Here is a 12,139-nt window from a genome sequence, read left to right as displayed (position 1 = left end):
GGTCCCGGGTGCACACAGTGCTCACCCACCAGCCGCTACCAGCAGCGAGTCTGCCCGACGACCGACCCGCTACACCTCATTAGGGTGCGGCTGGGTTCGTCCAACCTCGGAGGTGCACAACCTCTTTCGAGAGCAGCACCCGCGGACGCACACCTTGTTCGGATCCGCACCCGTTTCAGGGCTGTGGAACGTGTGCGGATTCGAATAAAGGGTGCGGCTGGGTTCGTTCCCCAGCCCGGAGGTGTCGAACAAGCCTGGCGGGGTGCGGCTGGGTTCGTCCTCGTGCCCGGAGGTGCCGAACAAGCCTGGAGGGGTGCGGCGGGGGAAGCGTCAAGCGGCGTGGGCGGTGGGGTGGGGGTGCCAGGTGTAGACGTCGGGGACTGCCTCGTGGAACAGGGCCAGGTCGATTGCGTCGAGGAGGGCTTGGCGGGGGGCCGAGCGGGAGAGTTGGGCGGCGGAGACGGCCAGGCGGAGGAGGCCGCCGCGGCGGGCGGTGCGGGCGGCGCTCATGACCAGGGCGTGGCACCACCAGGGTTCGGCGCGGAAGCCTTCGCCGATGCCGTGGACCCAGGAGCGCTGGGTGGTGCCGCGGTCGAGGTCGTGGACCGCGGAGAGGGTGAGGGCGAGGCGGAAGCCCACGTCGGGGAGGGCGGCGAGGGCGCCTTCGGAGGCGTTCCAGCGGGGGGCCGCGAACAGACGGGTGCGCAGGCCGACGCGTTCCATGACGCGGTCGGCGGCCATGAGGCGCAGGCGGGCTTCGTGTTTGGGGAGGGCGGCGAATTCGGAGCGGCGGGTCTTGGTCGCGGCCTGGTCGTAACCGTGCAGGACGATCGAGTCCCCGCCCGCCCGGCGCTGGCGCAGCCAGTCGCGGGTGGCGGGGTCCTCGGTCAGCCGGTACTTGCCCTTGAGGCGAGGGGCGACCAGCAGCGACAGCGGAACCTCACGCCGGTCCATCTCCGCGGCGAAACTCATCGCCGCTTCCCGGGTGGTGTCGCGGATTCCCGACACCGAGACGATCAGTTGCGCGCGCATGGGTGAACCCCCTGTTCGTGCTGTTCACCGGCCGACGCCGGTCGTCCATCCACTGTGCGGGCGGCAGATGACCACCCCGTTCTGATCGGGTGACGCGGCGACGAACACTCGAACCGGGCGCGCCCTAAGCCTCGGCGAGCCCGAGCGTATCCAGCACCCACGCGTACTCGAACGCCACTTCCTTCCACTTCTCGTACCGCCCGCTGACCCCGCCGTGCCCGGCGGTCATCTCGGTCTTCAGCAGCAGCGGCGCGTCACCGGTCTTGGTGGCCCGCAGTTTCGCCACCCACTTGGCGGGTTCCACGTACAGCACGCGGGTGTCGTTGAGGCTGGTGATCGCCAGGATCGCGGGATAGTCCTTGGCCGCCACGTTCTCGTACGGCGAATAGGACTTCATGTACTCGTAGACTTCCTTGTCCGCCAAGGGATTTCCCCACTCGTCCCATTCGATGACGGTCAGCGGCAGCGACGGATCCAGGATCGAGGTGAGCGGATCCACGAACGGCACGTTGGCGAGGATCCCGGCGAACAACTCCGGGGCGAGATTGGCCACCGCGCCCATCAGCAGCCCGCCCGCGCTGCCGCCGTCGGCGACCATCCGGTCCGGCGCGGTGAGCCCGCTGTCGATGAGATGTCTTGCGCAGGAGACGAAGTCGGTGAAGGTGTTCTTCTTGGTGAGCGTCTTGCCGTGCTCGTACCACAACCGGCCCATCTCGCCGCCGCCGCGCACATGCGCGACCGCGAACACCATCCCCCGATCCAGCAGCGACAGCCGCGACACCGAGAACCCGGGATCGATGCTCGCCTCGTAGGAACCATATCCGTAGAGCAGCAACGGTTTCGGTCCCGCGGGCAGATCCCGCCGCCGCACGATCGAGATCGGCACCCGGGTGCCGTCCTCGGCCACCGCCCAGTCCCGGTGCTGCTCGTAATCGGCCGGATCGTACCCGCCGAGCACCGGCTGTTCCTTGCGCAGCAGTAGCTCTCCCGTAGCGGGCACGTAGTCGAACACCTGCATGGGCGTGATGAACGAGGTCACCCCGATCCGCAGCGTCGGCTGCGCCCACTCCGGATTCGCGCCCACCCCGGCCGAGAACAGCTCCAGCCCGAACTCCAGCTCCTTCGGCTCGCCGTAACCCTCGGAAGTCAAGGGCCACACCGCGATTCGCGGCAGCGCCTCGCGCCGATAGGACAGCACCAGATGATCGGCGAAACAGTCGATGTCCTCGAGCCGCACGTCGTCGCGATGCCCGACGAGCAGCGTCATGGCCGCCGGATCGTCCACCGGCGCCTCGGCCAGCACGAAGTTCTCCGCCTTCACCCCGTCCACGACATCGTTGTGCAGGATCAAAAACCGGTCGCGCCCGGCGATCACCGCGTGTTCGACCGAGTACTCCACGCCCTCGCGGCGCGGCAGCAGCACCCGGAATTCGCCCTCGGGATCGTCGGATTCGAGCACCCAGCCCTCGCTGGTGATCTTCGACCCCACCCAGATCATCAGGTACTTCTCCGACCGGCTGGCCCCGATGCTCACCCAGTAGCGCTCGTCGGGCTCGTGGAAGACCCGCACGTCGGCGTCCGAGGCGGTGCCCAGCCGATGCCGCCACACCGTGTCGGGCCGCCACGACTCGTCGACGGTCTGGTAGAAGACGTGGCTGCCGTCCAGCGACCAGGTCGCCCCCGGCGCGGTGCCCGGGATCTCGTCGCCGAGCAGCTCACCGCTGCGCAAATCCTTGAACCGCAACACATATCGCTCGTCGCCGACCGTGTCGACCGAGTACGCGAGCAGCGTCCCGTCGTGACTGACCGAGAAGGCGCCGAGGGCGAAGAAGTCGTGTCCCTCGGCGAGGGCGTTGCTGTCGAGCAGGATCTCCTCACCCGCCGGAGCGGTGTCGGCCTCGAGCCGCGGGGGCGTCCAGTCGTTCGGATCGTCGATCGGGCACCGGCAGTGCACGCCGTACTGCTTGCCCTCGAAACTGCGGGAGTAGTACCAGTAGTCGCCCATCCGGGCCGGGACGGACAGATCGGTCTCGAGCGTGCGGGACTTGATCTCGTCGAAGATGCGGTCGCGCAAGGGTTGCAGATGCGCGGTCCGCGCCTCGGTGTAGGCGTTCTCGGCCTCGAGGTAGGCGATCACCTCGGGATCGTCCTTGTCGCGCAGCCATTCGTACTCGTCGACGAAGGTGTCGCCGTGATGCACGCGCTCGGTGGGCACCTTCTTGGCGACGGGGATCGTTGCGGGACCGCTGTCGAGAGCCATGCGCTCCACCGTAACGGGCGGCACGCGAGCTTCGTGGGCAGGTCGCTGTGTCGTGGCGGATCCGCCGCGCGCTACGACAGTCCGGTGGCTCGCCGCGCCGACGGGCGGGGGGCGCGGTCGTTCGCCCGCGGCACCCGGCGCGCGTCCATCAGGAAGTAGACGGCGGCCTTACGGCGTGGGCATTGGTCGGTGGGGCAGCTGCGGTGGATGTGCAAGATGTTGTGAGCCTGCTCGACGGTGAGGTGCCGGGGCACCACCGCGCAACTGTCGAAGACGGGTGCCATGCGGTGCTCCATCCTGGGTCGTGCGTGGAATGTGGCCGGTCACACAATTCGGGGACGCCGGGTCGGCTCGACCCACGCGGTCCGCTCGACGCCGTAAATCAGCCACAGTGGTCTGTGTTTCCGATTCGGTTGCCGGGTAAACCAGGAGAATTGTCGGGATCGCGCGGTAAATACCGCAGTGGGCGGTCCCGGTGGCATCGCCGCCGCTCCGGGAACGGACGTTTCTCCCCAACCGGCACGTCAGCCGCCGCAGGTCCGGGGCTCGTCAGCGCGTCGGCGCATCGCCTCGCTGGCGTGTCGGACTCTCCCCGGCGATACCGGGCGCGTCACCATGTGTTCATCACCACAGGGTCGCGGCCCGGCGGCTCGGTGCTTGCCACAAGCGCGGGCCCAATTATGCGACATTTCGCAAGTGTCTCGAAAATGTGATCGCGGATAACACAAAGCGATTGTTGAATGTCCAATCAAACGCGCCCCGCGCGCGGATTCCGCTGACTACTGTCTAGCCCCGGGGGCCGGGTGTGATCGCTCCCCCGCTCGGGATGAAACCGCATCGACAGGAGCACGCGTGGAACAGAAGAATCGCGAGATCGAACCCGACGCCGTGTGGCACCGCAGCGGCGACGGCACCGGCGGCGTCGAGGTCGCCTTCCTCGCCAGCGGCAATATCGGCCTGCGCGACGCCAAGAAACCCGACGGCCCGGTGCTGATCTTCACCCCGGGCGAATGGCGCGCCTTCGTCGCGGGCGCCAAGGACGGCGAATTCAACCGCCCGGGAACATAATTCGCGCGTCGATGATGAGCCTGGGGCAGCGGCCCTCAAGCCCCCAAGGCCGGGGCCAGTGCGCCCCAGGACACGTGCAGCGTGTCCTGCCAGTACGACCACGAGTGCGTTCCCACCGCGCTGTGGTCGACCCGGGCCGGAATGCTCAACGCGCGCAGGCGCTGTTCGAAGGCCGAGACGCACCCGTCGACGGCCGCCTCGATCGGGCCGCCGAAGAAGATGTTCTCCGGGAGTTGGGGTTTGATCTCGGTCTCGTGCGGTCCGGGGATGCCGGTGCCGGTGGACAGGTAGATCGTCTTGCCGCGCAAGCGGTCCGCGAGCAGCGCGGGATCGTGCTGGGCCCAGGCCGGGCCGCCGGGCGGGCCCCACATATTGCCGGGGTTGCCGCCGCGATTGGCGATGGAGAACAGCATCGCGCCCTGGGCCAGCCCGAGGTCCGGGCAGGCGCTGTATCCGGCGACCGCGGTGTACAGCTCGGGATTGCGGGCGGCGAGCACGAAGGCCGCGATGCCGCCCATCGACAGCCCGCCGATCCCGTTGACGCCGTTGCCGTCGAAGGCGCTGTCGATGAGCGGGGGCAGTTCGCGGGTCAGGAAGGTCTCCCAGCGGTAGCGGCCGAACCGCGGATCGTCGCTCTGCCAGTCGGTGTAGTAGCTGGCCTGGCCGCCGATCGGCAACACCACATTGACGTTCTTGTCGGCGAAGAACCGCTCGGCGTCGGTGGCGTTGGTCCAGGTGCTCTGCCGGTCGCCCGGATCGAGGCCGTCGAGCAGATAGTAGGTGGGCCGCTCGCCGCCGCCGGGCGGATGCAGCACCTGGACCTGCACGGTCCGGCCCATGGCCGGGGAGTCGACGAAGACGGCCGAACGCGTCGGCCCGAGTTCATCGATGCCGACCAGCCGGGCCGCGGCCGCGCGGGGCAGCCGCCCGGCCCACGGAGCCAGCACACCCAGGGTCACCGCGAGCACCACCACAGCAACGGCACGTCGCCGCATCTCCCCACCTCCATCGCCCCCACCGCTCGGCTCGGCAGCGGAAACGAGAGCGCGACGCCACGGCCGGGTTCCGCGTTACGCGATGCCGATGATCAACATCAACAAAAGTAACCCAGGATCACCGCGAAGGGAACGGATTGGCGAACTGGCATTCAGCCAGCAAACTTCACTGGTCGGCGCGCTCCAGAGCCCCGCGAATCGAGGCCGCCAGATAGTCCAGATCGGCCCGCGGCGGCGAGGTCGGACGCCCGCGCAACCCGAACCCGTCCCCCGGTGTGCGCGGGATGACGTGCAGATGCACATGGAAGACCTCCTGCCCCGCCGTCACCCCGTCGGCCAGGAAGAAGTTCACCCCGTCGCAGCCCACCTCGGACTCCCGCAGCGCCGCCGCCAGCCGCTGCCCGACCCGAAACAGCTTGCCGCCCATGTCCGGATCGAGTTCGGCGAGGCTGCGGGCGGGCGTCTTGGGAATCACCAGCAGATGTCCGGGCGTCATGGGCCGGATGTCGAGGAACGCCAGGGTGTCCTCGTCCTCGTACACCTTGGAGGCGGGCGCGCGCCCGGCGACGATATCGGTGAAGATCGTGTACGGGTTCATATGTCGCGCTACAGGATCGGGGCGGGAGTGTACCGGGCCGCCTCGGGATCGGCGTCGACCAGCTTCTGCACCTGCGCGACGACATCGGTCACCTGCGTCCGCGCCGCGCCGATGAACGCCGACCGATCGGCAAGGGCCGCATCGAGATCCGCGCGCGTGAGCGGCAACCGGTCGTCGGCGGCGAGCCGGTCCAGCAGATCGGGTTCGCGGCCCTGTTCGCGCATGGCCAGCGCTACGGCCACCGCGTGCTCCTTGATGACCTCGTGCGCGGTCTCGCGGCCGACGCCGGCGCGCACGGCGGCCATGAGAATGCGCGTGGTCGCCAAAAACGGCAGGTACCTTGCCAATTCGCGGTCGATGACGGCCGGGTAGGCGCCGAACTCGGCCAGGACGGTCAGGAACGTCTCGATCATGCCGTCCACGGCGAAGAACGCGTCCGGCAGCGCGACGCGGCGCACCACCGAGCAGAACACGTCGCCCTCGTTCCATTGCGCCCCGGCCAGTTCCGCGGCCATCGAGGCGTAGCCGCGCAGCACGACCTGCAGGCCGTTGACGCGCTCACAGGAGCGGGTGTTCATCTTGTGCGGCATGGCCGAACTGCCCACCTGCCCCGGCTGGAAACCCTCGGTGACCAGTTCGTGCCCGGCCATCAGCCGCACGGTGTGCGCGAAAGACGAAGGGCCCGCGCCGATCTGGACCAGCGTGGACAGCACGTCGTGGTCGAGCGAGCGCGGGTACACCTGCCCGACGCTGGTCAGCACCGACGCGAAGCCCAGATGCCGGGCCACCCGCTGTTCGAGCTGGGTCAGTTTGGCCGCGTCGCCGCCGAGCAGATCGAGCATGTCCTGCGCGGTGCCCATCGGACCCTTGATGCCGCGCAACGGGTATCGGTCGATCAGCTCGCGCAGCCGGGTCAGCGCGATCACCAATTCGTCGGCGGCCGAGGCGAATCGCTTGCCCAGCGTGGTGGCCTGCGCGGCGACATTGTGCGAGCGGCCCGCCATCACCAGCGTCTGGTACTCGGCGGCCCGCTCGGCCAGCCGCGCGGCGACCGCGACGCCGTGCGCGTACACGTGCTCGAGCGAGAGCCGGATCTGTAGCTGTTCCACGTTCTCGGTGAGATCGCGGCTGGTCATGCCCTTGTGGATGTGCTCGTGCCCGGCGAGGGCGTTGAACTCCTCGATGCGCGCCTTGACGTCGTGGCGGGTCACCCGCTCACGCTCGGCGATCGAGGCGAGATCGACCTGTTCGAGCACCCGCTCGTAGTCCTCGACGACGCCCGCGGGCACGTCCACCCCGAGGTCGGCCTGCGCCCGCAGCACCTCGAGCCACAGCCGCCGTTCCAGCACGATCTTGTGCTCGGGCGACCACAGCCGCACCAATTCGGGGCTGGCGTAACGGGTGGCGAGGACGTTCGGGACTGGGCTCACGAGCAGCCAGTTTAGTGGGAGTACGAGGGGCCCCCGGAGTCGGAGGTCAGCGGTCGGCCGCGGCCGCCGTCGGCGCTCGCGCCGATGGGCTCGGGCCCGCGCGCGGGGGGCGCGATCACGTCGATCAACTCGAGCAGCGCGCCGCGGGCGACCCGGCGCGGCTGGGGATCCTGTTCGGTCAGGGCGGCGACCACCGCGCCGTCCACCACGGCCACCAGCCGCCGGAGTTGTTCGATCCGAACCGCCCGATCGGATCGGCGCAACACCTCGGCCAGCAGCTCGTCGAGCTGGCTGCGTAGTCGGAGCTGCACCTCGCGGAGTTCGGGGTGCCGGGCCGAGGCCACCGAACGTTCGTAGCGGGCGATGAGGCGGCCGCGCTCGTCGTGCCCGTCGGCGCCGACCAGCAGGTCGAGCACCAGATCGACGGTCGCCTCCGCGCCGCGGCGGCGATGGGTCACCTCGCCCACCCGTCGCCGCATGGCCTCGAGCTCCGCGTTGCCGCTGAACTCGACCGCGCGCGCGATCAGATCCTCGAGCGATTCGAAGTAGTACGTCGTGGACGCCAGCGGGAGGTCCGCGCGGGTGGCCACCGAGCGGTGCCGGACCGCCTCGAAACCACCCTCGAGCAACAACTCGGCCGCGGCCGCGACCAGAGCCTGGCGACGCCTTTCGCCTTTCGGGGTCGTCGCGGTGATCACCGTGTCATCGTGCCAGTCATCATCGGTTCATCCGTGCCAAATCGGTGCGATCCATGGGAATTCAAGTGCGCCGGAGCCGACAACGCCGTCGGGGTTGAAAACGCAACCTTAGTTTTTCTACCGCATTCCGGCGACGCGGGTGGGCGAGACCGGAAAGTCTTTGCGCGACAGCCGGGCTCACGACTCGAGATATCGGCCAAGGCGGGCGAGTGCCTCCTCGATTTCGGCGGTCGCACCCGCGAAAGAGATACGAACCGTATGGTTTCCATTGCGGGTGTCGAAATCGATGCCGGGCGCCAGGGCCACGCCCGTGTGCGCCAGCAGATCCGCGCACCAGCGCGTCGAATCGTCGGTCAGGTGGGCGATATCGGCGTAGGCGTAGAACGCCCCGTCGGCCGGCGCGAGATCGGTGATGCCCAGTTTGGGCAGGCCCTCGAGCAGCAGGGCGCGGTTCTCGGCGTAGCGGCGCACGTGCCCGTCGAGTTCGGCGCGCGCCTCCGGGCCGAAGGCGTGCAGTGCGGCGTACTGCGAGATCGCGGGCGGGCACACGGTCATGTTCGAGGCCAGCCGTTGCAGGGCCGGGCGCAGCGCGGGCGGGGCGAGCATCCAGCCCAGGCGCCAGCCCGTCATGGAGAAGTACTTCGACACCGAGCCGATCACCACCGCCTCGCGCGAGGTCTGCCAGGCCGAGGAGGTGGGTTCGGTGTCGACGCCCGAATAGACGATGCCGTGGTAGATCTCGTCGGAGATCAGCAGCGTGCCGTGCGCGTCGCACCAGCGGGCCAGGGCGGCGAGTTCGGCTGGGGCGATCATGGTTCCGGTGGGGTTGGCCGGGCTGGCCACGATCAGGCCCGCGGGCGGTTCGGGGAGGGCCTCGAGCATGGCGACCGTCGGCTGGAAGCGATGCTCGGGGCCGCAGTCGAGTTCGATCACGCGGCAGCCGAGCGCGGCCAGGGTGTTGCGGTAGGCCGGGTAGCCCGGGCGCGCGACCACCACGGTGTCGCCGGGGTCGAAGGCGGCCAGGAAGATCAGCGTGAACGCGCCCGAGGAGCCGGTGGTGACCACCACGTCGTCGGCGTGCACGGCGTAGCCGTAGGTGCGGCGGTGATGCTCGGCGATCACCTCGCGCAGCGGCAGGATGCCGAAAGTCTCGGTGTAGCCGAGCAATTCGGTCTCGAGCGCGGAGCGCGTGGCGCGCAAGACGGGAACCGGTGCGGGCGTGGACGGTTGACCGGCGGCGAGGACGAGGACGTCGCCGTGGGTGCGGGCGCGTTCGGCGGCGGCCTTCCACACGTCCATGACGTAGAAGGTGGGCACGGTCGACCGTCGGGATTCACTACGCACTCCGACGACAGTAAAACACCCGGCGGCGACGCGCCCGAACTATTCCTGAGACCACCCTGAGTTCTGCCCGCCCCTCCTGCGTATTGGGCAATTGTCCTGTTATCGTCGGCAGAATGCCTGACCGGGCACGCCGCGCGAGGCCGTACGAGGGGGGCTGGATCGTTATCCGGCCCGACTGGCGAACCACGCTGCGCCGGACCGATGGCCGCCCCCGGCGGCCCGAATCCGAGAACCCGAGCGCGGGCGGGAGGTTCGAGGCCGACGCCTCCGACGATCAGGACGTGGACACGAGCCTCGACGCCGACACCTCCGACGAGCAGAGCGTGGACACGAGTGTCGAGGCCGACACCTCCGACCACTCGCATGAGAACGCGAGCCTCGAGGCCGACGCCTCCGACGACTCGCACACGGACACGAACCGCGGGCCTGATCCGGACGCTGACGCGGGACATGAATCGGGCGCGGGCGGGGAACCCGAGCGGCATGTGCGCCGAGAAGATCGACAGGACATGCCGGTTCGACGGGCTTCCCACGCCGCTGCGGCGGCCGTGACGCGAGCGTCGGCGTGGGTTCGCGCGAGCGGTCGTCGTGTCGCCGAAATCGATTGGCGCGAGCGGATTCTCAGCGATCCACGACCGGCCTTGCGGGAGTCCGGGGTTCGGTCGCGGGCATGGGTCGCGGAACATCGGGTGCTGGTCGCGGGAGTGGCCGTGGTCGCGTTGTTCGCGGCGGCCGACGGGGTCGCTCCCCGGCCGGTCTCCGACTCACCCGTCCCCGGGAGCGCGCAACTGGTTCCCGTCGCGTACCCCCTCCAGGTGCGGGCGTCCGCCGAATCGTCCAAGCGCTACCTCAACGCCATCAACAACGGCGAGCGGCTGCGCGAGGCCCAGGTGGTCGCCGCCGCGGCGCGCGCGACCCTCGACCGCGCCAAGGCCGAGGCCGCCGCCGCGATCGCCGGAACCCCGCAGCCGTGGCTCAGCGGACCGGCGACCTCGCTACCCGGCGGCGTCCCGCCCGGCGCGATCCTGCCCGGCGGCGGCGGATTCGCGCTCCCGGCCATCGGCATGTTCACCTCCGGCTACGGACAGCGTTGGGGCACTTTCCATTACGGCATCGATATCGCCGCCCCCATCGGCTCCCCCATCTACGCCGTCACCGACGGCACCGTCATCGACGCGGGCCCCGCCCAGGGTTTCGGCCTCTGGGTGCGCATCCGCCACGACGACGGCAGCATCACCGTCTACGGCCACATGTACGACTTCTCGGTCTCGGTCGGCGAACGCGTCCGCGCGGGCCAGCAAATCGCCCGCGTCGGCAATCGCGGCGACTCGACCGGCCCGCACCTCCACTTCGAGGTCCTCGTCAACGGCCAGCACGTCGACCCGCAGCCCTGGCTGGCCGTGCACGGTATCCGCGTCGGCTGACCGCGTTACGCCCGGGTCGGCACCGAGATGCGGTCCTCGACCGCCGCCAGCGCGATATCCCCGCGGAAATGGCTGCCCGGCAACTTGATTCGCTCGATGCGATCGTAGGCGTGGGTGCGGGCCTCGGCGAGATCGGCGCCGGTGGCCACCACATTGAGGACGCGGCCGCCCGCGGAGATCAGGGCGCCGTCCTCGCGCAGGGCCGTACCGGCGTGCAGCACTTCGGTATTCGGCTCGGCGGCCTCGGTGCCGGTGATCAGGTCGCCCTTGCGCGGGTGGGCCGGGTAGTTCTCCGCGGCCAGCACGACCGTGATGGCCGCGCCGTCGCGCCAGCGCGGGGGCTCGGCCTGGTCGAGGGCGCCGGTGGCGGTGGCGTGCAGCAGCGCGCCGAGCGGGCTGTCCAGCAGCGCCAGCACGGCCTGGGTCTCGGGATCGCCGAAGCGGCAATTGAATTCGACCACCGCGGGCCCGGCCTGTCCGATCGCGAGCCCGGCGTACAGCAGCCCGGAGAACGGGACCCCGCGCCGAACCAGTTCGGCCGCAACGGGTTCCACAATGTCGGTGACGATCTCGGCGACCGTCGATCCGGGCAGCCACGGGAGCGGCGTATACGCGCCCATCCCACCGGTATTGGGCCCGGTGTCGCCCTCGCCGACCCGCTTGTGATCCTGCGCGGGCAGCAGCGGCACCACGGTCTCGCCGTCGACCAGGCAGAACAGCGACACCTCGGGCCCGTCCAGGAACGATTCCAGCAGCACCGGATGACCCTGCTCGAGCAGTTCGGCCCCGTGGTCGCGGGCGGCCGACCGGTCGGCGGTCACGACCACGCCCTTGCCCGCGGCCAGCCCGTCGTCCTTGACCACCCAGGTCGGGCCGAAACGGTCCAGCGCTGCGTCGAGTTCGCCGGGGTGGTCGACGATCTCGCTGTGCGCGGTGCGCACCCCGGCCGCGGCCATCACGTCCTTCGCGAACGCCTTGGACCCCTCGATCCGCGCGGCGTCGGCCGACGGCCCGAAACAGGCGATGCCCGCCGCGCGCACCGCGTCGGCGATGCCCAGCACCAGCGGCACCTCGGGTCCGATCACCACCAGATCGGCGGCGAAATCGCGGGCCAGCGCCACCACCTCGGGACCGCTGCACGGATCGACCGCGCGCACCTCGGCGTGCTGGGCGATCCCCGGGTTACCGGGCGCCGCGCAGATCGCGCTCACCCCCGGATCGCGGCGCAGGGCCTCCACCAGGGCGTGTTCACGGGCTCCGGAACCGATGACGAGTACGCGCACGCACGAC

General features: G+C 69.9%; 11 protein-coding genes. 2 read left to right on the top strand and 9 right to left on the bottom strand.

Translation table 11 applies throughout. The features are described from left to right. Window positions 1-330 precede the first annotated feature (330 nt). From ACWDSJ_RS34805 to ACWDSJ_RS34795, 3 genes are all read right to left on the bottom strand, one after another. On the bottom strand, window positions 331-1,032 hold the full coding sequence (locus ACWDSJ_RS34805) for a DUF2334 domain-containing protein (protein WP_450037030.1): 702 nt from the start codon (window positions 1,030-1,032) through the stop codon (window positions 331-333). A 124-nt stretch (window positions 1,033-1,156) separates the two neighbouring features. Continuing rightward, the gene (locus ACWDSJ_RS34800) at window positions 1,157-3,292 is read right to left on the bottom strand and encodes a S9 family peptidase (RefSeq protein WP_450037029.1); all 2,136 of its coding nucleotides are present in this window, start codon (window positions 3,290-3,292) and stop codon (window positions 1,157-1,159) included. Between the two features lie 71 nt (window positions 3,293-3,363). Beyond that, a complete protein-coding gene (locus tag ACWDSJ_RS34795) occupies window positions 3,364-3,576 on the bottom strand; it encodes a hypothetical protein (RefSeq protein WP_387367576.1) in 213 nt (70 codons plus the stop codon). A 568-nt stretch (window positions 3,577-4,144) separates the two neighbouring features. Between ACWDSJ_RS34795 and ACWDSJ_RS34790 the strand changes: the two genes are divergently transcribed. Further along, window positions 4,145-4,360, top strand: a complete 216-nt coding sequence (locus ACWDSJ_RS34790; protein ID WP_387367573.1) for a DUF397 domain-containing protein — start codon at window positions 4,145-4,147, stop codon at window positions 4,358-4,360. Window positions 4,361-4,395: 35 nt separating this feature from the next. On the opposite strand, the gene ACWDSJ_RS34785 is transcribed toward ACWDSJ_RS34790, so the two are convergent. The 5 genes from ACWDSJ_RS34785 to ACWDSJ_RS34765 all read right to left on the bottom strand — a co-directional run bounded on the left by ACWDSJ_RS34785 (window position 4,396) and on the right by ACWDSJ_RS34765 (window position 9,425). Then, window positions 4,396-5,355 carry an alpha/beta hydrolase gene (locus tag ACWDSJ_RS34785; RefSeq protein ID WP_450037028.1) on the bottom strand — a complete coding sequence of 320 codons (960 nt, stop codon included), beginning with the start codon at window positions 5,353-5,355 and terminating at the stop codon, window positions 4,396-4,398. A 166-nt stretch (window positions 5,356-5,521) separates the two neighbouring features. Continuing rightward, window positions 5,522-5,953: an HIT family protein gene (locus tag ACWDSJ_RS34780; RefSeq protein ID WP_450037027.1), complete on the bottom strand. Its 432-nt coding sequence runs from the start codon at window positions 5,951-5,953 to the stop codon at window positions 5,522-5,524. An 8-nt stretch (window positions 5,954-5,961) separates the two neighbouring features. After that, entirely contained in the window at window positions 5,962-7,383 is a 1,422-nt protein-coding gene (gene purB, locus ACWDSJ_RS34775) for an adenylosuccinate lyase (protein ID WP_450037026.1), read from the bottom strand. Window positions 7,384-7,394: 11 nt separating this feature from the next. Continuing rightward, window positions 7,395-8,081, bottom strand: a complete 687-nt coding sequence (locus ACWDSJ_RS34770; RefSeq protein WP_387367562.1) for a TetR/AcrR family transcriptional regulator — start codon at window positions 8,079-8,081, stop codon at window positions 7,395-7,397. Between the two features lie 177 nt (window positions 8,082-8,258). Continuing rightward, window positions 8,259-9,425, bottom strand: coding sequence for a pyridoxal phosphate-dependent aminotransferase (locus ACWDSJ_RS34765; protein WP_450037024.1), 1,167 nt, complete (start codon window positions 9,423-9,425; stop codon window positions 8,259-8,261). 509 nt (window positions 9,426-9,934) lie between these two features. Here ACWDSJ_RS34765 and ACWDSJ_RS34760 point away from each other — a divergent pair. Further along, a complete protein-coding gene (locus ACWDSJ_RS34760) occupies window positions 9,935-10,849 on the top strand; it encodes a M23 family metallopeptidase (protein ID WP_450037033.1) in 915 nt (304 codons plus the stop codon). Window positions 10,850-10,854: 5 nt separating this feature from the next. Here the strand turns inward: ACWDSJ_RS34760 and purD are convergent, their stop codons facing one another. Further along, on the bottom strand, window positions 10,855-12,132 hold the full coding sequence (gene purD, locus ACWDSJ_RS34755) for a phosphoribosylamine--glycine ligase (protein WP_450037023.1): 1,278 nt from the start codon (window positions 12,130-12,132) through the stop codon (window positions 10,855-10,857). Window positions 12,133-12,139: the final 7 nt, after the last annotated feature.

It is taken from the genome of Nocardia sp. NPDC003482 (genome assembly GCF_053588115.1).
The sequence above is the reverse complement of the archived record's forward strand: the minus strand, read 5'-3'. Positions and strand labels throughout refer to the sequence as shown.

What these genes read in the sequence shown, in the direction of transcription:
- ACWDSJ_RS34795 (WP_387367576.1), bottom strand. Translation starts at nt 3,576, where the DNA reads ATGGCACCCGTCTTCGACAGTTGCGCGGTGGTGCCCCGGCACCTCACC.
- ACWDSJ_RS34785 (WP_450037028.1), bottom strand. Translation starts at nt 5,355, where the DNA reads ATGCGGCGACGTGCCGTTGCTGTGGTGGTGCTCGCGGTGACCCTGGGT.
- ACWDSJ_RS34800 (WP_450037029.1), bottom strand. Translation starts at nt 3,292, where the DNA reads ATGGCTCTCGACAGCGGTCCCGCAACGATCCCCGTCGCCAAGAAGGTG.
- ACWDSJ_RS34780 (WP_450037027.1), bottom strand. Translation starts at nt 5,953, where the DNA reads ATGAACCCGTACACGATCTTCACCGATATCGTCGCCGGGCGCGCGCCC.
- ACWDSJ_RS34760 (WP_450037033.1), top strand. Translation starts at nt 9,935, where the DNA reads ATGCCGGTTCGACGGGCTTCCCACGCCGCTGCGGCGGCCGTGACGCGA.
- ACWDSJ_RS34805 (WP_450037030.1), bottom strand. Translation starts at nt 1,032, where the DNA reads ATGCGCGCGCAACTGATCGTCTCGGTGTCGGGAATCCGCGACACCACC.